The sequence below is a fragment of the Pseudomonas palmensis genome, from assembly GCF_049942755.1.
Classification (GTDB): Bacteria; Pseudomonadota; Gammaproteobacteria; order Pseudomonadales; family Pseudomonadaceae; genus Aquipseudomonas; species Aquipseudomonas palmensis.
In genome coordinates this window covers 4,683,108-4,704,610 of sequence record NZ_CP187958.1, presented here as the reverse complement: position 1 = coordinate 4,704,610, position 21,503 = coordinate 4,683,108, and the positions used below count along the sequence as shown (strand labels likewise).

Annotated in this window: 18 protein-coding genes and 1 pseudogene; 13 read left to right on the top strand and 6 right to left on the bottom strand. The window is 62.9% G+C overall.

Going from position 1 to position 21,503, the window contains the following annotated elements:
• The first annotated feature begins 15 nt into the window (after positions 1–15).
• The 7 genes from ACPRTJ_RS21740 to ACPRTJ_RS21710 all read left to right on the top strand — a co-directional run bounded on the left by ACPRTJ_RS21740 (position 16) and on the right by ACPRTJ_RS21710 (position 8,135).
• Positions 16–1,266: a 2-aminoadipate transaminase gene (locus ACPRTJ_RS21740; protein ID WP_054915403.1), complete on the top strand. Its 1,251-nt coding sequence runs from the start codon at positions 16–18 to the stop codon at positions 1,264–1,266.
• A 70-nt stretch (positions 1,267–1,336) separates the two neighbouring features.
• Entirely contained in the window at positions 1,337–2,245 is a 909-nt protein-coding gene (locus ACPRTJ_RS21735) for a YncE family protein (RefSeq protein ID WP_426427284.1), read from the top strand.
• Between the two features lie 128 nt (positions 2,246–2,373).
• On the top strand, positions 2,374–2,832 hold the full coding sequence (locus ACPRTJ_RS21730) for a (2Fe-2S)-binding protein (RefSeq protein ID WP_426427283.1): 459 nt from the start codon (positions 2,374–2,376) through the stop codon (positions 2,830–2,832).
• Entirely contained in the window at positions 2,832–5,090 is a 2,259-nt protein-coding gene (locus ACPRTJ_RS21725) for a molybdopterin cofactor-binding domain-containing protein (protein ID WP_426427282.1), read from the top strand. The genes ACPRTJ_RS21730 and ACPRTJ_RS21725 overlap by 1 nt, the downstream gene beginning before the upstream one ends.
• A gap of 24 nt (positions 5,091–5,114) precedes the next feature.
• Entirely contained in the window at positions 5,115–6,464 is a 1,350-nt protein-coding gene (locus ACPRTJ_RS21720; RefSeq protein ID WP_426427281.1) for a c-type cytochrome, read from the top strand.
• A 53-nt stretch (positions 6,465–6,517) separates the two neighbouring features.
• Entirely contained in the window at positions 6,518–7,564 is a 1,047-nt protein-coding gene (locus ACPRTJ_RS21715) for an XdhC family protein (protein ID WP_123752487.1), read from the top strand.
• Positions 7,548–8,135 (top strand): nucleotidyltransferase family protein, encoded by a 588-nt coding sequence (locus tag ACPRTJ_RS21710; protein WP_426427280.1) that lies wholly within the window; start codon positions 7,548–7,550, stop codon positions 8,133–8,135. The genes ACPRTJ_RS21715 and ACPRTJ_RS21710 overlap by 17 nt, the downstream gene beginning before the upstream one ends.
• A 45-nt stretch (positions 8,136–8,180) precedes the next feature.
• Here ACPRTJ_RS21710 and ACPRTJ_RS21705 read toward each other — a convergent pair whose 3' ends face one another.
• Positions 8,181–9,326 (bottom strand): serine hydrolase domain-containing protein, encoded by a 1,146-nt coding sequence (locus tag ACPRTJ_RS21705; RefSeq protein ID WP_236176877.1) that lies wholly within the window; start codon positions 9,324–9,326, stop codon positions 8,181–8,183.
• A gap of 187 nt (positions 9,327–9,513) precedes the next feature.
• Complete coding sequence (locus tag ACPRTJ_RS21700; protein ID WP_043862977.1) at positions 9,514–10,581, bottom strand: fatty acid desaturase; 1,068 nt, start codon at positions 10,579–10,581, stop codon at positions 9,514–9,516.
• Between the two features lie 297 nt (positions 10,582–10,878).
• Here ACPRTJ_RS21700 and ACPRTJ_RS21695 point away from each other — a divergent pair, with 297 nt between their 5' ends.
• Entirely contained in the window at positions 10,879–11,442 is a 564-nt protein-coding gene (locus ACPRTJ_RS21695; protein ID WP_043862978.1) for a recombinase family protein, read from the top strand.
• Positions 11,443–11,498: 56 nt separating this feature from the next.
• Here the strand turns inward: ACPRTJ_RS21695 and ACPRTJ_RS21690 are convergent, their stop codons facing one another.
• A complete protein-coding gene (locus ACPRTJ_RS21690; RefSeq protein ID WP_426427279.1) occupies positions 11,499–12,992 on the bottom strand; it encodes a DUF1254 domain-containing protein in 1,494 nt (497 codons plus the stop codon).
• Positions 12,993–13,025: 33 nt separating this feature from the next.
• A complete protein-coding gene (locus tag ACPRTJ_RS21685) occupies positions 13,026–14,480 on the bottom strand; it encodes a DUF1254 domain-containing protein (protein WP_104573065.1) in 1,455 nt (484 codons plus the stop codon).
• Between the two features lie 175 nt (positions 14,481–14,655).
• Here ACPRTJ_RS21685 and ACPRTJ_RS21680 point away from each other — a divergent pair, with 175 nt between their 5' ends.
• The 5 genes from ACPRTJ_RS21680 to ACPRTJ_RS21660 all read left to right on the top strand — a co-directional run bounded on the left by ACPRTJ_RS21680 (position 14,656) and on the right by ACPRTJ_RS21660 (position 20,565).
• Positions 14,656–16,830, top strand: coding sequence for a TonB-dependent siderophore receptor (locus ACPRTJ_RS21680; protein ID WP_426427278.1), 2,175 nt, complete (start codon positions 14,656–14,658; stop codon positions 16,828–16,830).
• 117 nt (positions 16,831–16,947) lie between these two features.
• A complete protein-coding gene (locus tag ACPRTJ_RS21675) occupies positions 16,948–17,523 on the top strand; it encodes an adenylate kinase (protein WP_426429144.1) in 576 nt (191 codons plus the stop codon).
• Between the two features lie 249 nt (positions 17,524–17,772).
• A complete protein-coding gene (locus ACPRTJ_RS21670; RefSeq protein ID WP_426427277.1) occupies positions 17,773–18,405 on the top strand; it encodes a hypothetical protein in 633 nt (210 codons plus the stop codon).
• A gap of 197 nt (positions 18,406–18,602) precedes the next feature.
• Positions 18,603–19,169, top strand: coding sequence for a DUF6630 family protein (locus ACPRTJ_RS21665; protein WP_426427276.1), 567 nt, complete (start codon positions 18,603–18,605; stop codon positions 19,167–19,169).
• Between the two features lie 412 nt (positions 19,170–19,581).
• Positions 19,582–20,565 (top strand): LLM class oxidoreductase, encoded by a 984-nt coding sequence (locus ACPRTJ_RS21660; protein ID WP_043862986.1) that lies wholly within the window; start codon positions 19,582–19,584, stop codon positions 20,563–20,565.
• 38 nt (positions 20,566–20,603) lie between these two features.
• On the opposite strand, the pseudogene ACPRTJ_RS21655 reads toward ACPRTJ_RS21660, so the two are convergent.
• A pseudogene (locus ACPRTJ_RS21655) lies at positions 20,604–20,786 on the bottom strand (monovalent cation:proton antiporter-2 (CPA2) family protein); the annotation flags it as partial.
• 194 nt (positions 20,787–20,980) lie between these two features.
• Positions 20,981–21,283 carry a putative quinol monooxygenase gene (locus ACPRTJ_RS21650; protein ID WP_043862987.1) on the bottom strand — a complete coding sequence of 101 codons (303 nt, stop codon included), beginning with the start codon at positions 21,281–21,283 and terminating at the stop codon, positions 20,981–20,983.
• Between the last annotated feature and the right edge of the window lie 220 nt (positions 21,284–21,503).

The following is a 21,503-nucleotide window of genomic DNA, read 5'->3' as shown; positions in this document are numbered from 1 at the left end:
CCCAGGTACTTGCCCATGACGCACGAAACAATCAGCCGATCTCTTTCCATTGTGCATCCCATTACACTTTCACACGGGCGCAATGCCCAGGTGTGGGATACCGATGGCAAGCACTACATCGACTTCGTGGGCGGTATCGGCGTACTCAACCTGGGGCATTGCAACCCGGCGATCGTCAGCGCCATCCAGCACCAGGCCACGCAACTGACCCATGCGGCGTTCAACGCCGTCCCGCACGGGCCCTATGTGCAGTTCATGCAACGCCTGGAGGCGTTCGTGCCACTGAGCTACCCGATGGCAGGCATGCTCACCAACAGTGGCGCCGAGGCGGCGGAGAACGCCTTGAAAGTGGCCCGCGCCGCCACCGGGCGTACGGCGGTGGTGGCCTTCGATGGCGGCTTCCACGGACGTACCCTGGCCACGCTCAACCTCAATGGCAAGGTGGCACCCTACAAGCAGAAGGTCGGCGTGCTGCCCGGCCCGGTGTTCCACCTGCCCTACCCCAGCGCCGACAACGGCGTGACCGGCGAGCAGGCGATGCAGGCGCTGGAGCGCCTGTTCAGCGTCGAGATCGACGTCAACGAAGTGGCCTGCTTCATCTTCGAGCCGGTGCAGGGCGAAGCCGGCTTCCTGGCAATGGACCCCACCTTTGCCCAGGCCCTGCGCACGTTCTGCGATGCACACGGCATCCTGATCATCATCGACGAGATCCAGTCGGGCTTTGGCCGCACCGGCCAGCGCTTCGGCTTCCCGCGGCTGGGCATCGAGCCGGATCTGCTGCTGTTGGGCAAGAGCATTGCCGGCGGCGTGCCGCTGGGAGCGGTGGTAGGCCGGCGCGAGCTGATGGCCAGCCTGCCCAAGGGTGGCCTGGGCGGCACCTATTCGGGCAACCCGCTGGCCTGTGCGGCAGGGTTGGCGACCCTGGAACTGATGAGCGATGCCAACCTGGCGACCTGGGGCGAGCTGCAGGAGCGCGCCATCGTCGGGCGTTATGAAGCGTGGAAGGCCCGCGGGTTGACGCCGTACCTCGGGCGCCTGACCGGTGTGGGCGCCATGCGCGGCATCGAGCTGGTCACGCCACAAGGCAAGCCGGCCACGGCACAACTGGCCGAGGTGCTGGAGAAGGCACGCGCGGCCGGGCTGCTGCTGATGCCGGCGGGCAAGGCGCGGCACATCATCAGGTTGCTGGCGCCATTGACCGCCGAGGCAGACGTGCTGGAGCGCGGGCTGGATATCCTGGAGCGCTGCCTGGCAGAACTGTCATGAGCAAGTGCTTTTGCCCAGCGCAATCAGGCTTTATCCTGCATCGTTTCGCACGCTGGCCCTGGGAGTTCCAATGTACATCGATGTACCGCGCCGCCTGGTGTTCTTCGACAAGGACGACACCGTTCGCCCGCCCTGCCTCGTGCAGTACCATCCCGACACCGGCACCCTGAGCCGGCCGGCTTTCGCCCAGCCCGACGACAGCGTGTGGGACATCGCGCGCGACCAACGCCGCATCGCGCTGAGCGGGGTCAAGTGGCTGGTGGTGCGCGGGGCCAGCCGCTCGCGGCTGAACCTTGTGCACGACGGCGCGCCGCTGCATGCAACCCAGAACCTGCTGTCGTACTGGGCACGCTTCGACCCCAGCGCCCGCTACGCGCTGGTCAGCGTGGCCAATGGCAAGAAACGCCCGGTGATCATCGACCTGGACAGCGGTGAACACAGCGACCCTGTGGAGCGTGACGTGGACGCCAGGTTCGGCAGCATCGACCCGTTGCAGGGCAGGCTCTGGGCCCCCGACGAGCGTGCCCGCAATGGCGTGCTGACGGTCGATTGCGCCAGCGGCGAAGTCGGCAGGGTCAGCGTGCCGCTGGAGGCAAAGGTGCGCAGCCTGCGCTTTTCCCGCGACGGGCAGTACCTGTTCGTGACCGGGGAAAACAACCGGCTGTTGTGCTGCGACCGCGAGGGCGCAACGGTATGGACCAAGGACGTCAGTGCGTATGGCCATGTCGGCTCGGGCCGGATCCTGTTCAACGAATCCGGCAGCCACCTGTGCCTGCCGACCTCGCCCACCGACAGCTCCACGCTCACCGGCAATCTCATCATCGCAACCGCCACCGGCCATACCGAGACCACCATCATGCCCAAGGCGCGACTGGCCGCTGACTGGTTTGGCGACCACGTGCTGAGCCATCGTGGCGAGGTGGTGGACTTCTTCACCGGCGCCATCGTGGCCAAGCTGGACCTGGCCAACCCCTGCTGATCGTCACCTGACCCGCCCCTTCAACGGCCCCCGCCGCCCCGTGTGCTAGCGTCTATGGGTGGCCTGCGCCTTGCGCACGGCCACGCCCATAAGAAATCAAGACCTGACCGACTGATGACGGGTGAGCCATGCAACTGCGAATCAACCAGACGACCTACGAGGTCGATGCTGACGCGGACACGCCCTTGCTGTGGGTGATCCGCGATGACCTGGGCCTGACCGGTACCAAGTACGGCTGCGGCCTGGCCCAGTGCGGCGCCTGCTCGGTGCTGGTGGACGGCGCCGTGGTGCGCGCCTGCGTGACCCCGGTGGCAGGCGTGGTGGGGCGCGAAATCACCACCATCGAAGCCGTGGAGGCCGACGCCGTGGGCAAGCGCGTGGTCAGCGCCTGGGTCAGGCACCAGGTGGCCCAGTGCGGTTACTGCCAGTCGGGCCAGGTGATGGCGGCCACTGCCCTGCTCAAGCACTCCCCGCACCCGAGCGATGCCCAGATTGCTGCCGCGATGGTCAACCTGTGCCGTTGCGGCACCTACAACGCCATCCATGCCGCCGTGCACGACGTGGCCGCCGCGCAGGAGAACGCCTGATGAACGACAGCCTGCGCGTTACCGGCGTGGCCCAGCCCTTCCCTGTGGGCGAGCCGGTCAATATCTCGCGCCGCAGCTTTCTGCTGGCAAGCGCCGGCACGGCAGTGGGCGCACTGGTGCTGGGCTTCGGCCTGCCCCTGGGCCTGAGCCGTGTGCAGGCCGCCACGGGCAACGCAGCGGCGCCCGGCACCCAGGTGCCGGCCTTCCTGGAGATCCGCCCGGACGGCCGCATCCGTCTGCTCAGCCCGTTCATGGAGGGCGGCCAGGGCATCTTCACGGCCATGGCGCAGATCGTGGGCGAAGAGCTCGATGCCGACCCCGTCACCTTTTTGATCGACAGCGCACCGCCCGGCGAGCAGTACGTGGTGATGGACAACGGCATGCGTATCACCGGCGGCAGCATGTCGGTGCGCACCAGCTACCCGACCATGCGCCGCCTCGGCGCCCTGGCCCGCGCCATGCTGCTGCAGGCCGCTGCCGAGCGCCTGGGCGTGCCGGTGGGCGACCTGAGCACCGAGCCCGGCCGGGTGATACACGCCGCGTCGGGGCGCACGCTGGGCTATGGCGAACTGGCAGCCCAGGCCATGGACCTGCCCGTGCCAGACCCTGCCGGCGTGACGCTGCGCGACCCCAGCCAGTTCCGCTGGATCGGCAAGCCGGTGCAACGGGTGGACGCCTATGACAAGTCCACCGGCAAGGCCGTGTACAGCATCGACGTGAAGGTCGACGGCATGCTGCATGCCGCGGTGCAGCATGCACCGCGCCTGGGCATGCGCGTGGGCGAGCTGCGCAACGAGGCGCAGGTGAAAGCCATGAAGGGCGTGCATTCGGTGCATCGGCTGCCCGGTGCGGTGGCCGTGGTGGCCGAGCGCTGGTGGCACGCCAAGCGCGCGGTGGAGGCCGTGCAGGTGCAGTGGCTGGAGGCATCGGCCGACGCGAAGGTGCGCCAGATGCCTGCGGACTTTTCCAGTGACGCCTTTCGCGACCAGTTGGCCGCGGCCACCGGCCCGACCCGCGACGAGGAGAATGAAGGCGACTTCGGCAAAGCCTTTGCCGACGCCGCCACCCAGGTGGAGGCCACCTACCACAACCAGTTCCTCAACCATGCACAGCTGGAACCGCCTTCGGCCCTGGCGCGCTTCAACCCCGACGGCACGCTGGAGGTGTGGCTGCCCAACCAGGCGCCCGACATGTTCCGCGCCGACATGGCCAAGCGCACCGGCCTGGACCCGTCACAGATCACCCTGCACTCGCCGCTGCTGGGCGGCTTTTTCGGCCGCCACTTCCTGTACGACAGCGCCAACCCCTACCCGCAGGCGATCCTGCTGGCCAAGGCGGTCGGGCGCCCGGTCAAGCTGATCTGGAGCCGCGAAGAGGAGTTTCTGCGTGACGCGCTGCGCCCCATGGCCGTGGTCAAGTTCCGCGCCGCACTCGACGCCCAGGGCCTGCCGGTGGCCATCGAGGCAGTCAGCGCCACCGAAGGCCCCACCGAAGCCATCGCCGGCAAGCAGGGCGAGAAAATCGACCCCACCGCACTCGAAGGGCTGTCGGGCAAGGCCTACGCCATCCCCAGCAAACGTATCGCCCAGGTCTATGTGAAAGGCCCGGCGATGCTCGGTTACTGGCGTTCGGTGGGCAACTCGCTGAATGACTTCTTCTATGAGGCGTTCCTCGATGAGCTGGCCGACAAGGGCAAGCAGGACCCGTTCGAACTGCGCCTGCACCTGCTGCGCGACAACCAGCGCCTGACCAACCTGCTGCAGGCGGTGGGCGATCTGTCCGGTGGCTGGAAGCGTGGCCCGTTCACCGCCGAGGACGGCTCGCGGCGCGCTCGGGGTGTGGCCATGGCCTCGCCGTTCGGCTCGGAGGCGGCGGTGATCGCCGAGGTGTCCATAGAGCAGGGCCAGGTGAAGGTGCACGATATCTGGGAGGCCATCGACCCCGGCAGCATCGTCAACCCGGCGATCATCGAGGCGCAGGTCAATGGCGCGGTGTCGCTGGGGCTGTCGCAGGCACTGGTGGAGGAAGCGGTGTACGTGAACGGCCAGCCGCGCGCGCGCAACTATGACCTGTACCCGATCCTGTCGGCGCAGCGCATGGCGCGGGTACATGTACGCATCGTCGAGAGCGGCGCGAAGATGGGCGGTATCGGCGAGCCGCCATTGCCGGCGGTGGCCCCGGCGGTGGCCAATGCGGTGGCGCACCTGACCGGCCAGCGCATCCGCAGCATGCCGCTGTCGCGCTACACCTTCAGCTAGGCCTCGATCAGGGACATCGCGCACATGACCAAGAGTCGACTCGCAACAACGCTGGGCTGTTTCGCGCTGCTGTGCCTCGTCATCGCAGCCGTGCTGGCCTGGTACGTGACCCGCACGCCGGCGTCGCCCTTCGCTGCCCAGGCCAGTGCCGCACCGCCAGACCCGGCCCTGGTGCAACGCGGCGAGTACGTGGCGCGGCTGGGCGACTGCGTGGCCTGCCACAGCCTGCCAGAGGCGGCGCCGTTTACCGGCGGGCTGAAGATGGCCACCCCGCTGGGCGCGATCTACGCCACCAACATCACCGCCGACCGCGCCACCGGCATCGGCGCCTACAGCCTGGCCGACTTCGACCGCGCCGTGCGCCATGGGGTGACCCCGGACGGTCGCCGGCTGTACCCGGCCATGCCCTACCCCTCGTACGCCAAGCTCAGTGACGACGATATCCGCGCGCTGTATGCCTTCTTCATGCACGGGGTGAGCCCGGCGGCGCAGGCCAACAAGCCCAGCGAAATCCCCTGGCCACTGAACCTGCGCTGGCCGATTGCGCTGTGGAACGGCCTGTTCACCGACCCCGCGCCCTACCCGGCCAAGCCGGACCAGGACGCGCAGTGGAACCGCGGCGCGTACATCGTGCAGGGGCCGGGCCACTGCGGCAGTTGCCATACGCCGCGCGGCCTGGCCTTCAACGAGAAGGGCCTGAGCGAGGCCAGCAAGACGTACCTGGCCGGCGGGCTGCTGGATGGCTGGTATGCGCCGAGCCTGCGCAACGACCCCAACATCGGGCTCGGGCGCTGGAACGAGGCGGATATCGTCAGCTTCCTCAAGCACGGGCGCAACCGGCACGCGGTGGTGTACGGCTCGATGACCGAGGCGTTCAACAATTCCACGCAGTTCATGAGCGACGAAGACCTGGGCGCGATCGCGCACTACCTCAAGTCGCTGCCCGGCGACCCCAGCCGCGACGGGCCGGCATGGCAGTACCAGGCGAGCGAGCTGTCGGCCGCATCCACGGCCCCCGGCGCCCACACCTACGTGAGCCGCTGCGCGACCTGCCATGGCCTGGACGGGCGCGGCCAGGCCGAGTGGATGCCACCCCTGGCCGGCGCCACCTCGGCGCTGGCCGGGGAGGACGCATCGGCCATCAACATCACCCTGAACGGCTCGCAGCGCATCGTCGCCGCGGGCGTGCCGGACGCCTACCGCATGCCGGCATTTCGCGAACAGCTGTCGGACCGGGAAATTGCCGAGGTGCTGAGTTTTGTGCGCAGCACCTGGGGCAATCACGGTGGCGCGGTAGAGGCCAAGGCGGTGGGCAAGCTGCGCGAGCACACCGGGCCGGCCAGCAGCAACCCGATCATCTTGCAGATGCGTTGAGCATCACTACCAGGAAGCCCCCATGCCATTGCAACGCCTGTCGAGGACACCCCATGGAAAGCATTGACCTGCTGGTGCTGCGAACTGCCCGGGAGTGGCTTGCCGGCGGCGAGCGCTGCCTGCTGGCCACCGTGGTGCGCACCTGGGGCTCGTCGCCGCGACCGGTGGGCTCGATGATGGTGCTCAGGCAGGACGGGCGCGCGGTGGGCAGTGTGTCGGGCGGGTGCATCGAGGACGACCTGATTGACCGGTACAGCAGCCTCCATGGCGGGCCGGGGATACCCGGCGGCGCGCCACAGGTGGTGCGCTACGGCGTGAGTGCGGACGAGGCGCACCGGTTCGGCCTGCCATGTGGCGGCACCCTGGAACTGGTGCTGGAGTTCGCACCCTGCGCGCAGGCGCTGGGCCGTTTGCTGGCGCTGCTTGATGAGGGAGTACTGATGCGCCGCGAGCTTGACCTGGCCTCGGGTGAGGTGACGGTGCAGGCCGACCAGCCCCATGCACCGTTCAGCTTCGATGGGCAGCGGCTGAGCAACCCGCTGGGGCCGGCTTACCGGATGCTGCTGATCGGCGCCGGTGTGCTGGCCGAGTACGTGGCGGTCATGGCGCTGTTCAACGGGTTCAAGGTGTCGGTGTGTGATCCGCGGCCGGAGCACATGGACGTGTGGACGGTCGCCGGGGTAGAGAAGCTGATGGGCATGCCGGACGACGTGGTGCGCGCGTTTGCGGTGGATGCTCGCACCTGCGTGATTGCCCTGAGCCATGACCCCAGGCTGGATGACCTGGCGCTGATCGAAGCGCTGCGCGGGCCGGCGATGTACATCGGGGCGATTGGCTCGCGGCGCAACAGCGAGAGCCGCCGCCAGCGCTTGATCGGGCATTTTGGCCAGACGCCGGAATCGCTGCGGCGCCTGCATGGGCCCATCGGGCTCTACATCGCCAGCAAGACCCCAGGGGAGATTGCGGTGAGCGTGATGGCCGAGGTGCTGGCGGTGAAGAACGGCGTGCCCCTGCCCGGCGCTGTCGGCGCGGGGCCGACCCAGCCCCAGGTGGAGCACCCGCCACTGACTCAGGCATCGTGTTGTGCGCACCCAGGGTGACTGCATCGCCCTGGTGCTGGCTGCAGGCCGTGCCAGGCGCTTTGGCAGCGACAAACGCCTGGCACGGCTGGCGTCGGGGCAAACGCTGCTGGCAGCCACGCTGGCACGGGCACTGGAGGCGTTCGACGACGTCCGGGTGGTGCTCAGGCCCGGGGACGATCCCGCGAACCTGGCAATTGACGGGCGGGTACGGGTCCTGTGGGCCGAGCAGGCCGACCAGGGCATGGGCAGCAGCCTGGCAGCCGGGGTGCGTGCGCTGGAACAGTCACCGGCCCCGGCCGTGGCGGTGTTGCTGGGCGATATGCCCTGGGTGCAGGGGCAGACGCTCAAGCAGTTGAAGGCCCTGTGCAACGCCCGGCAGATCGTGCTGCCGCTGCATCACGGGGTGCGTGGGCATCCGGTGATCTTCGGTCGACAGTTCTGGCCGGCCCTCGCATGCCTGCAGGGCGATCAGGGCGGCAAGGACATCGTGCGCGGCGCGCACGACGACTGCGTCCAGGTGCCGGTGGAGGATGCGGGCATCCTCAGGGATGTGGATCAGCCGCGGGACATCCCTGCTGGCTCGAGGTGAGCGACGCCACCCGCGGGCAACTGCCGCTGCACGCTGGCGCCGCGCTCAAAGCGCCGCATAGACAAGGGCTGACAGCCGGCCGGGGCGCGGATCGATCATGCTGTGGCCGCCCGAGGTCGTGGTGACGAAACCGAAACTCACGCGCCGCTCGGGGTCGGCAAAGCTGATCGGGCCGCCAAGCCCGATATGGCCGAAGGTGTCCGGGCCCATGGCGTGGGTAGCCGCCGGGTCGACCTGCTGCTCCAGCATGCAGCCCAGCCCGTAGCGCATTGGCCGCATCCATACCCGATCCATGCCATGACTGTGCTCTCGGGTGAATTCGTCGAGCAGTTCAGGGCCGATGAAGTGGCCCGCCAGCAGCGCACTGTAGAAGCCGGCCAGGCCGTGAGCGGTGGCATGGCCACACACCCCCGGTTGCCGATAGGCCCACCAGCGCGGGTCACTGGTGCGCCGGGGCACCATGCCGGGGTTGGTGAAGGCGAATGTGGCGATATGCGAGGGCTCGCTCTTCACCACCGTGCGCAGCGCTTGCGAGTAGGGGTCGCCAACGCGCCCGGTGGCACTGTCGAAGCGAGCGATACGGTGAAACTGCGTCTCGTCCACCCCAAGGTGCACGTCCAGGCCGTGAGGGTCCAGCATCTGTTCATGGATGAAGGCGCAGGGGTCGCGCCCGTCCACCCGACGAATCAGCTCGCCCAGAATCCAGCCAAAGGTGGTGGTGCCGTAGCCCAGGTCGGTGCCCGGTTCCCACCACAGCGGCTCGTCTTCCAGCACCCGCACCATGTGCTCCCAGTCATACATCATCGGGTTATGGTCGGGGCCCCGCAGCGCCGGCAGGCCGGCGGTGTGGTTCATCACCTGACGCACACTGACCCTGGCCTTGCCGTTGCGGGCGAACTCGGGCCAGTAGCGGGCCACCGGCGCATCCAGTTCCAGCCGGCCCGCCTCGACCAGCATCAGGATGGCCACTGCCACATAGGGTTTTACAACACAGAAGGTGTTGGCCAGCGTGTCGTGCGTCCAGGGCCTGCCGCCCTCCTGGTCCGCCACACCGGCCCACAGGTCGACGACCCGCTCCCCGTCCACCTGCACACAGAGCCCGGCACCCCGCTCCTGCGGATCATCGAACATCGCTTCGAAGGCCTGCCGGACCGCCTCGAAGGGCTGGGCACATATCCCTTGCGCTTTCATGCCTCGTCTTCCTCGTCGTTGAAGTGTTGCCCTGTAACCGAGCGACGTTGCTGCGTAGCAGACCTGCCAGGCGACAATGATTGTCTCGGCGCCTGACAGACCCGAACGCATTACTGTTGGCTCGTGAACCTGACTACCGACTGCGCCCCCTGGGGCGCCCCATCCAACACACAGGTTGATGGAACGTTCATCCACGCGAGCGCGTGTGCGTGTGTGCCAGGGAATAACGGTTCGCGCGTTTATAGGTGCCGAAGTCATTGAACCGAACACCGGCCTCGGCCATGACTTGATGCGCATAAGGCGCGGTCATCTGGCGCAGGTAGAACGGGTCCCTGACAACGAAGTGGTGAATACTGTGGGTGCTGCCGAAGTTGAAGCAGAACAATTGAAACGGCCATAGCCACCAGGCGTTCATGACCTGAGTTTGCTGCAGCGCATTGCGCGGTGCCACATCACCGTAATAGTGCATGTTCGAACTGATGAAAAACAGGCAGAACTGCCGGATCAGGTTGGGCGCGACCAGAATCACGACCACACTGTTGACCACATCCATTACCGCCAGGGTGGTCGCGGAACTGTGCACCTCGTGCCCGCTGACCGCGCCAAGCCAGGCATACAGGTGGTAGCCGAGAAACACATACCAGCAACCCCAGTACAACAGCCCGAAGGGTGTATTGAGCCGGACGATCTTGACCAGCAAGCGGACTTTCTCCCGCCAGCCTGGGGCAAATACCGCATTGAGAAAACCGAAGATGAACCCGTCCACCAGTTTCAACAACCGCAATACACCCCAGGGGCTGCCACTGGTGGTGATCCAGGCTTCCACATCCGTCTCGGTGCCTGACTCTTTATGGTGATGAAAGTGCAAACTTCGCCTTAACCAGGGGCTGGGCATTCCCGGCCGAGCCAACCAGCATAAAAACATCATGGCATTGTGCGCCAGCGGCTGTTTTCTGAAATAAAGACGATGAATCAGATCGTGTTCTATTTCATGAATGAACGAGGTCAGCAGCGCGTTGATCAGAATGCAGCCCCAGGCAGGAATGGACCCCTGCAGGTAGAGCCCCCCACTCACCACCATGCCGATCAGCGACACCGCCATGACACCTGCGCCCAGCGCATTCTGATGTTGCAGGATCGGATAGCGCTGGCGCAGGTAATTACCATGTTCGGTAATACGCCGGGTAACATGATCAATCTTTTGCTGATCGGTAGTGGGGCGTTCAAGTTCCATTGCTGCCTCCAAGACTTTCATACCTCATCCTCTGTTTGTGTCGGACAATCCCCCGCCAGGACAAACCGGCCGCGTCAATTGTTCGGGCTATACAACGGGTAGGTGAATGCATGCGCGCATTATATAAACGCAAATCGACTGTTTGCGTGAAGCTTGTTAAGATCCTTTCAAGCTTCAAAATGATAAGGCAAGTAAAAGTCTTTGCAACTGTGTATTTTGGGTGGGTTCAGCGTGACAGTTACGTGTAAGGATTTTTAATTTAGTTACAGGTTGTACAGTTATAAAACGACGCCGTACAAGTATTGCCAAGGAGGCACCATGAGATTGCATCGCATCAGATATTGCCGGCTCGCCTCACCGAAACCCGATGCCAGCGTACCCAGCCCAGCCAGCCCCGATGCCTTCGACGCGGTGTTTTACGATGCCCCTGCAGACACGGCCACCCACCGCGCAGGCTTTGAAAAGCTGCTGCGTTACCTGCAGTGCGGGGATACCGTGATCGTGGACAGCATGGCCTCGCTCTCGGCCAATACCGAGCAGTTGTGCAACTTCATTCGCCGCTTGATCGAAAAACAGGTCACGCTCAAGTTTGTGGATGAAAACCTGACATTCCGAGATGACGGCCGTGAAGTTGCGGGCCCCATCGTCGCGGCCATGGAGTTGCTTGCAGAGTTCGAGCGCGCGGCACTGCGCGAAAAACAGGCCGCTGGTATTGCAACTGCAAGAAATCGGGGTTCCTACCGAGGTCGAAAGAAGAAACTGTCCGACAATCAGGTTGTAAGTTTAATTGAGCGCGCCCGCGCGGGAGAAAGTAAATCCCGGCTGGCGCGTGATTTCGATATCAGTCGCCAGACGTTATATCGGTATTTGAAATCGACCTAGGGCTCTTCAGAAGAAGAGCCCTGGGTACTAGTTGTTCCAGGCCGCCTGGACTACCCTCACTGCTTGACCAGGTCGCTCGGCTTCCAGCTCTGGTCGAAGAACGCCTGTTTGGGCCCATACAACCGCACGATCACCAGAAAGCCCTTGTCTGGCAGGGTCTTGATCCAGTTCTTGCCCTCGCCCGGCGAGGTGGGGCCGAAGTAGATGTCGGTGGAGCCGTCGCTGTTGGGCGTCGGCTTGTCCATCTGGTTGAGCGACGGGAACGGCTGGCCGTTGTCCAGGCCCGATGCCGTGAGGTTGTCGTAGGCGGTAACCGACCAGAACAAGGCCGCCGGCACGTTCGCCGGCAGGTTGAGCTTGTAGGTGTGGGCACCGTCGAGGAACTTGCCCTCGGCATCGCGGGTGGTGGCCGGGTATTTGGCACCGGCGCCGACCAGGTTCATCACCATGCCCGGGCTGTCCGAATAGGCCGAGGTGAAGAACGCCACGCGCTGCTCCAGGTTGGTGAAGGTGCCACTGGCCTGGAACTCGGTGTTCTCCCCGGCAAAGGTGTTCACGAACTGGCGATCCTTGTAGTACAGGCCGCCAGGCTCTTTGGGCAGCAGGTGGCTGGTGACCACCTTGCTCATCTTGAACGCGGTGCGCGCCGCTTCATCGAGCAACTTGCGCCGTTCGGCATCCGGGGCGAAGGGCTTGCCCTTCTCGATGCCCAGGGTGTGCAGGAACCCGCGCATGTCCATGTCGGCCGGGTCCACCGCTTCGGCGTCGATGAAGCGCGACAGCATGTCGAAGTAGCGACCGTCCTCGGGGAACAGCATGTTGATCGGTGCGCCGGTGGCATCGGGAAACTGCATCGCCAGTGCCGAGTCCTTCTTGCCCAGCGGATAGATCCTGGTGCGCTCGACCTCGGCCACCGGCACGCTGAGGTCGTTGGGGTCCTTGAAGAAGGTGCGCCAGAACAGGAACACGTTGTTGGTGCGCGAGCGATAGACGTAACCCTCGGTCGGCTCCGGGCCCTTGTAGCCCGGCGGCAACAGCACGTAGGTGCCACCCTTGCCCTTGTCAGGGCCGGCCAGGCCCACGTCGCCGCGCCAGGTCTTGCCGTCGATGGTCGGGCCGACGATGGGGCGCTGGAAGAAGTCGTCGAACATGCCCTGCACCCCAGGCGGGGCTTCGACCACCAGCGGGCCGTACTTGGCCAGGTCCAGGTAGCTCATGGCGTAGACCAGGTCGGAGTTGGGCGTGGTCACCAGTGTCTTGGCGTTGATGCGTTTCTTCCAGGTGGGCAGGATGTTGTAGCCGGCGCCGAAGTGCTTCTCGGAGGCCTCCTTCATCGACCAGATGTTGATCGCCGGCAACGCCCACAGGTACGACTGCACGGCGCGCTGGAACACCAGCTCGTCGATGAGGCTGCGTGCGGTTGCTTCGGTCGGGAAGCCCTTTTCGAAGGGCTGGTTGGCCAGTTCTTCGTAACGGGTGGCGGCAGTGGCCACGCTGCTCAGGGAAATGGCTACGGCCAGGGCCGTCACGGTGCTGCTCAAACGGTTCATGAGGTGTCCTCGTGGCGCGATGGGGTAATCCGTTCAGTTGACCTTGACCACGGCCGGCGGCGTCCACTGGCCGTTCATCGCCGCCGCCTGTGGCCAATAGGCCCGCACGTAGAGCGAGAAGTCGGCCCCCTTGGGCGCGGGCAGCCAGTTGCTTTCCTTGTCCGCGCCGGGCGAATCGCTTTGTACGTAGAGCGTCAGCGAGCCATCGGGGTTGGTCTTGAGCGACGTGTTCTTGGTACCCAGGGAGTAGCGCCCCAAGGGGTTTTCGGCGAAGAAGTGCTGCTGGTTGTACAGCGTCAACGACCAGAACCCCTTGACCGGCGGCAGCGCGCCCTTGGGGAAGGTCACGCTGTAGCGCTGGCCACCGTTGAGCCGGGTGCCGGAGGCATCCAGGTCCTGGTAGAAGTACTTGGTCTCGATCTGCTTGTTGACGAAGATGTTCGAACGGGCCACCGCGGTGCGCAGGAAATAATCGGTGCCGAACGCCGCGCCGTTGCTGATGGTGCTCCAGTGGTGGGGCAACTGCTGGCCGTAGTTGCGAAATTGCAGCAACGGCTTGACCACCTCGCTGTCAGCCTTCTGCGCCTCGTCGATCATGGCTTTCTTCAGCTCGGGATCGCGCTGGGCTATCTGCGCCAGCACCGTCAGTTGCGCATAGCGCGCCTCTTCGCCGGGCAGCGGCCTGGCATCCTTGAGAATCGCCGGCAGCTCGTCGAAGAAGGTTTCCGGGAACACCCAGCGGGTTTCCTCTTCACCCGCCGCCTCGGCCGGGAATTTCGGCGACTGGCTCCAGTCACGCTGCTTGGGCTTGCCGTCGTACTTGGACAAGGGGTACATGTCGATGCCCGACAGATAGTGCTGGATGGCCTTGCGATCGTCGTCGGTATCGTCCTGGAACACCCGTGGAATCACGAACCCGGTGTTGGTGCTGGCGCGGAACACCTGGGTGATGCCCTGCGGCACCTTGCCGTTCCAGTCCGGGCCCACCAGCAGGTAGAAGCCGGGCTTGGTGCCGTACATCTTGCCCAGCTCGGCAAAGCTGTCGGAGCGCAGGTCCACCATCTGGTACACCCAGAAACGGTCGCCGAAGTCCGGTACCTGGATCACCACGGGTTCGATGTCCAGGGCGATGCTGCCTGCGCCATACACCACATCCTGGTTGGGGCAGGCCACGAGCCGTTCCCCGGGCGAGATGTAGTCGGTGAGCATCGACAGGTGGTTGATCGGCGCCACAGGCACGATGCCGCCCATCAACCCCGCCTCGGGCAGGTCCTTGAACTTCTGCCGGCGGTTGAAGATGTTGGCCATGGGCCAACCCCAGAAGTACGCCTCCCTGGCCATCATCCGCACGTAGGTTTCCGTGACCTTCACATCCGCTTCAGGCCCGGAAACCTGCACTACCGGCTGGGTCTGTGCCTGGGCCGCTGTGCTACCGAACAGTACCGCGGTAGCGAGCAATCCACTGAAAAACAGGGGTGTCTTGTTCATCGGGTGCTTCCTTGCCTGTATGCCTGGGGGTGGGGTGACAAAAGGTGATGGTTAGAAACCTAGCAGAGGACGCGGCATCGGCCAGAACGCCGCTATTTATTGCGACACACCTTGACACATCATTTGGTAACGATTCTCATATGTATTATATTTATCACTACCACTGGAACCCTTCATGTCGCGCCCTACCCCGCCGCATTGCTCCGGCCTGCCCCGCAATCTGTTGGCCATGGCCATCTGCATGGCCACCCTGACCCCCGCCCTGGCCGATGACAGCTCTGCGACACCGCAGCCAGCCAAGGCTGCGACCCTGGAGCTGGGCGCCACCGAAATCGTCAACACTCAACTGGGCAGCACCACCGAAGGCACCCAGTCCTACACCACCGGCGCCATGTCGACGGCGACCAAGCTGCCGCTGACCCTGCGCGAAACGCCCCAGGCCGTTACCGTGATTACCCGCCAGCGCATGGACGACCAGGCCATGACCAGCATCAACGACGTGGTAAAGGCCACCCCGGGGCTGTTCCTCGACTTCTCCAGCGGCCCTGGCCGGCAGACGTATTCGGCGCGCGGTTTCGATATCGACAACCTGATGTACGACGGCATCCCCAGTGGCTACCAGGGCTGGACTGTGGGCGCCCAGCCGAACCTGGCGATGTTCGACCGGGTGGAGGTGGTACGCGGCGCCACCGGGCTGGTGACCGGTGCGGGCAACCCTTCGGCTGCCATCAACCTGGTGCGCAAGCGCCCGCTGGCCGAACAGAAGGTCACCCTCACCGGTGCGGCCGGCAGCTGGGACGACTACCGCGGCGAGGTCGATGCCTCCAGCCCGCTCAACGACAGCGGCACCCTGCGCGGTCGGGTGGTGACGTCCTACCGCGACAGCAACAGCTTCGTCGATGGCGTGGACGAGACCCACGGCCTGTTCTACGCCATCACCGAGGCGGACCTGAGCGACGACACCACCCTGACCCTCGGCTTCTCCAACCAGAAGGACAAGACCAACTACTTCTGGGGCGCCTCGATGGTCGGCCTGGACGGCCATCACCTGAACCTGCCGCGCTCGTACAACCCGGGTACCCCCTGGGAGAACAAGGACCAGGAGATCAACACCGTCTTTGCCGAGGTACGCCAGCGCCTGGCCAACGACTGGAAGCTGCAGGTCAACGCCAACTATTCCGAGCAGAACGCGCTGTTCTCCGGCTCGTACCAGTCGCGCTGGGTCAACAACACGCTGGCACGCACCGTGTACCAGTCGGCCCACGATGAAAACCAGGCCGGCGTGGATGCCTTTGTCAGCGGGCCCTTCGAGGCGCTGGGGCGCACCCATGAACTGGTGGTGGGTGCCAGCAAGCGCATCTACGACATGACCACCCACAACTATGCCCCCTACGACCCCAACTGGCCGATCGATGCCGGCAAGCCGAACTTCACCCACACCGGCAACAGCCGCGAAGTGACCACCCAGGACGGCGTGTACCTGACCACCCGCCTGAGCCTGGCCGACCCGCTCAAGCTGATCCTGGGCGGGCGCCTGGACTGGTATGACTACGACAACCGCGATGGCGACGGCGACTACAAGGTCACCCGCAACGTCACCCGCTATGCCGGGCTGATCTACGACCTGGACGAGCATCACTCGGTCTACGTCAGCTACAGCGACATCTTCACCCCGCAGAGCAGCAAGGGCACCTCCGGCACCCCGGTCAAGCCGATCGTGGGCAAGAACTACGAGGTGGGCATCAAGGGCGAGTACTTCGAGGGTGCGCTCAACGCCAGCCTGGCGCTGTTTCGCATCGACCAGGAAAACCGCGCGGTGCAGGTGTTCGTGCCGAACTGCCCGCAGACCGAATGCTACGAGGCCTCGGGCGAGATCCGCAGCCAGGGTATCGACTTCGAGCTGCAGGGTGCGCTGACCGAGAACTGGCAGGTGGGCGGTGGCTACACCTATGCCCGCGTGCACACCCTAAAGGACGCCGCCAACCCGAAGAACGTCAACCAGCGCTTTGACACCGACACGCCCGAGCACCTGTTCAAGCTGACCACCACCTACCGCTTCCAGGGCCCGCTGGAGAAACTGCGCGTGGGCGGCAACGTGTCGTGGCAGAGCCGCCTGTACAACGACGTGGCGCTGGCCAACGGTGGCAGCTATCGCCTGGAACAGGGTGGCTACGCCGTCACCGACCTGATGGCCGGCTACCGGCTGACCCGCAACCTGGACCTGCAGCTGAACGCCAACAACGTGTTCGATCGCAAGTACTACTCGTCCATCTCCAACTCGACCAGCTACGGCGGCGACACCTACGGCACACCGCGCAACATGATGCTCACGGCCAAGTACAGTTTCTGATGTGAAGTGGCGCAGGGATGCGCCGTGTTGTGACCCGCACCAACGCCACCCGGGCTGACGCGCCGGAGCGCTTCGCCCTGACAGACCGCCGGGGTAGGATGGCGCATGAACAGAACAATGCGTATCTACATAACCGGCGCCTCCTGTGCCGGCGTGACCACCCTGGGTCACAACCTGGCCTGCTCGCTGAACCTGCGGCATGTCGATGTCGATGACTTCTACTGGCTGCCCACCAACCCGCCCTTCACTACCAAGCGACCACCCGCCGAACGCGTCTGCCTGATCGAACAGGCACTCGGTGATCAGGGCTGGGTACTGACCGGCTCGTTCGATGGCTGGGGTGATGCGCTGATCGCGCATGTCGACCTGATCGTGTTCGTGATCACGCCGACACCTGTTCGCCTGGAACGACTGGCAGCACGAGAACAGCAGCGCTTTGGCAATCGCATCGCGCCCGGTGGCGACATGCATGCCATTCACCTGGCCTTTCGCGAATGGGCTTCCCAGTATGACGACCCGGCGTTTTCCAGCCGAAGCCGTGTGCGGCACGAGGCGTGGCTTTCAAGGCAGACAGCGCCCGTCCTGCGAGTCGACGGTGAGCGCAGCGCTGAAGACATGCTGGCGCACACCCTGTGCGCCGTGGCGCAAGGCCCGCACACCACTGGCCATCGAGGCCTGGCGGGTACACGGTAGGCGTTCGGCCAGTAAGGCCATACGGCTTGTCCGGGGGGTATGCTCCAGCGACAGGCGCTGCCCCGTGTGTTGCCACGGCAATCACACTCCCCGGTTTTGCGTGCGCCAAGACATCAAGCTCGAAGATGCGCTGGTCTACCTGTCGATCATGATCCAGTGTGTTGATTTTGCTATTAGATAAATTTACAACTCTATCGTGCACTGGCTAGAATCAAGTAAACTTTAAAAAACCATGCCCTGGGCGAGCTCATGAAAAGTATCAACATTGCATATATCCTGTTCGGCTCCGTGCTTTCTTTAAAAGTGATGGCGAACGGGCTAGACGTCGAGCACACACTAATTGAGCATCGCTGGTACACTTTTGAAGACGTGATAGAAAAGAGAAAAATATACAACAGGGTGGATATTTCGCGAGGGTACATCGAATACCATTTCGAGGGTGATGAATATAAACCCAAGCAGCCAGAAGAGAAATTGACGCCCCGTCAAAAATTCTATTCCAACCATGGCAGCGTTGGAACATACGCGGCTGCTGATTATGAGACCGCGCTAGACAAGGAGTGCATAGATGTTGTCTCCGGTTCTTTAGGATCATTTATAGGGGACTATGAAAATTCCAAAAGACCTGACAGACAAAAATACAAGCGTACCGTTGTTGGCATAAAATCCTTAATGTACAAAGGCCCTGAGTATAACTTCAAGAGCCCTTCATCCTGGTCGCCTGCAGCGTTGCCCAAGAACAACAAAAGTCTTCTTTGTGAAATCTATGAAGTCAAGAGCAAAGAAAGTGATGTGAAATACATTGTTTATGCTGCTTCAGTGGCAACCGCTATGTTTGACGAAATTCATACGGCCCCATTGCCAGGTAAAAAGGTCGAGTAATTAAAGGACTTCGCACTCATGCTGCGGCCCACTGCTGCGGCATTGGCCGAATGCGGCCCTTCGTGAATGGCTGCTATGGGTCGATTGCTGCCACACGTAGACTGAATAGATGTCAACCCTGACCCTATTCGCCGTCATCGAACCGCTGGGGTAAGCTTCGCGCCAGAGGCTTTACCCACCAGGGAGAATAAACGGCGATGGGCTTGTTCAGTCGATTGTTCGGCGATCGCTTCACACAACCCCCACCCGATGAACCAAGGTTGAGCGATGCCGCGATTATGCGTGAGCTTTATCCATTCGGTGCGCAACTGAAAACGTTCACCCAGGCCCTGTTGGCGCGGCTGCCTGAAAAGGAACGTGCGCGTCTCGTGAGAAGGGTGTCGCGCTATTACAACCTAGGTGAAGACCCGGCCACCGCGTTGGTCAGTGGTCTTTTGGACGCTGATAAAGGCCAGTTACTCAGTAATCTGGTTCTAATGGCCGTGGACGTGCACGGCTTCGATGATTTCAAGTACCTGGCACCGAAACTGATTGAAGCCAGCGGCATTGACCAGATTTATGCCTACAAGCTGGAAGAGACGCCATCACTGATGCAAGTGCTGATCGATTTCGATCAATGGCTGACCGGGTTCGGGAAGCGCTTTCTGCATGTGGATACAGGCGGCGCCGATTATGTGGGTTGCATCATTGAGCAAGATTGCGTCGAAAACCTGATCTCGCTGGCTAAGCAGGCTGGCATCGACGCACGGCTCGATCCCTTTTGAGACACGTTGGCTGACCGCTATCGGCCAATAGCGGCCGTTCTGGAATGGCAGGAAACGACCGATAACTGCCTTCGATACGCGACTTTCGCCCACCAGCGGCTCGATTGTAAGAATATGGCGGAGAGCTGCAAAACCGCCTACGCTTATAGAATGATTCCTCGAACGCCTTGCCCATCTGGTGGTATAGAGCCGAGAGATCTGACTTCCTTTGACCGTCCGCTTAACACCCACCCGGACCAACCCGCGCCTATCGCCAGCAACTGCCCCCTGAGTCCGGTCCACACGACCAGCAGTACGGCGCAACGGGTAAAAGCCAGACCCAGTCCCCCCACCTGCCGTTCAAAAGCGACCGATGCCGCAGCACCTCTGGAAACGGGGGCGCTGTTCACGTTCTGCCATGAGGTCAATCCGTATGTATCGGCCGAGCACGATTCCTTACCAGCAGCATCGAGGGTTCAGCCGAACCTTCACTCAGGGGCATTTGAGCCTTGGATTATTCTTTCCCATGGAGGCGTTCGACGGGGACACTCCGAGCATGCTCAACCAGGTCACACTGGCTAAACAAGCCGAGGCGCTGGGCTTCTGCGCGCTCTGGTTTCGCGACGTGCCGCTTCGCGACCCTGGCTTCGGCGATGTCGGCCAAGTCTTCGACCCCTGGGTTTACCTGGGTTATATGGCCGCCCATACCTCGGAGATTGCACTTGGCACCGCCTCCATCGCCATCCCGCTGCACCATCCCCTGCACACGGCCAAGGCGTCTGCCAGCGTAGATCAGTTGAGCACTGGTCGCTTGATTCTGGGGGTTGCTTCGGGAGATCGGCCAGTGGAGTTTTCGGCATTTGGCGTCGATCCCGAAAGGCGTGGAGAGATCTTTCGAGAACACTACGAAGTGATTCGCCGCGCCCACAGCACCAGTTTTGAGCCCATCCACTGGAGCACTGGTGAAATGCAAGGCGCAGACCTGATTCCGAAACCGACCACCCAATTCATTCCAATGCTCGTGACCGGCAACAGTCGCCAGTCACTGGATTGGATCGCGCGTGAGAGCAACGGATGGATCAACTATCCACGCATTCCGAACATGCAGCGGCTGGTCGTGGAAGATTGGCGACTGGAGGTCACGAAACAATGTGGTTCTGTGTATAAGCCCTTTACTCAGTCGCTGTACATCGATCTCGATGAGAATCCGTCAACGCCACCCACACGTATCCATTTGGGGTTCAGACTTGGACGTTACCATCTACGTTTTTTGCTGGAGTCGCTTGAGGAAATCGGCGTGGACCACGTCATTCTCAATCTCAAATACGGCAAGCGCCCTGCGGTGGAAGTTATTGAGGAATTGGGTACGCACATCGTTGCGCAGTTCGGAGTGCAGCCGCGTCAGGCAGCTCATTGAACATCGGTCACTGCTACGCCGACGAATGCTCACTTGACGAAACCATAAGGTGTCACGGCGCGGATGACCTCCGGTTCTATATCAATGATGGAGATCTTCGCGCCATGAGCGACCGGTGCCCGGCAAACAATCTACCCTACCCAGCCTAAACCCGTGATGAGCACGTTGCCTTGCAGATTCTGTGCGGCTTCCACGCCGTCCCTGGACACGATTTGCGCGCGTATCCTTTCACTTATACCGAGCGCGCAAGCATGGCATGAATCCTGGACACGGCACTTTAGCCATGACATTTATCTTCAATACAAGTGTTTTGATTGATCACCGCCCGGAACAGCAGCAGGCCCAGGCTATCCTGATTTTCACAAAATACATCGTGGGCCTCCCAGTACTGACTGGAGCTTCCTATTGGGTTTGCTTAGCTGGGTAGCTTGGCCGCAAGGACGTCAACCTTCTCGATTGATGGCGGTTCGGCAAATAGCTCGGCAGCGTTTGCCATAAGCGCCGCCGCGACCTTGCCCGAAAGATGAGCCTGCCGGCCCGCTTCATCCGGGAATGCGTCAAAGATGCCAAAGGTGGACGGCCCCAAGCGGATTCCAAACCAGGCTGTAGTGGCTGGCTCCTCCTCCACTAACCGAAGGCCACCCAAAAGAAAGCTCTCTACATCCTTTTCTTTCCCGGGTTTTGCTTTTAGGCGAACGAACAACGCTACTTTGACCATGATGTGGCTCCTGTTGTTACGATGCGGCTGGCGCTATCAGATCGCGATAGCTAAGAGGGGCATCCGAGACTCTTAACTATGGTCGACGATACCAGGATTACAAACCCAAATAGACCAAGGGTAGCGGCGAGTAGCGCACGAGCAGTGAGAACGACGTAGTGGGCAGCATGTAACCGCAAGTCAGCCACTTGCTCACTTGGTCCCACCCTCTGGTCTGATA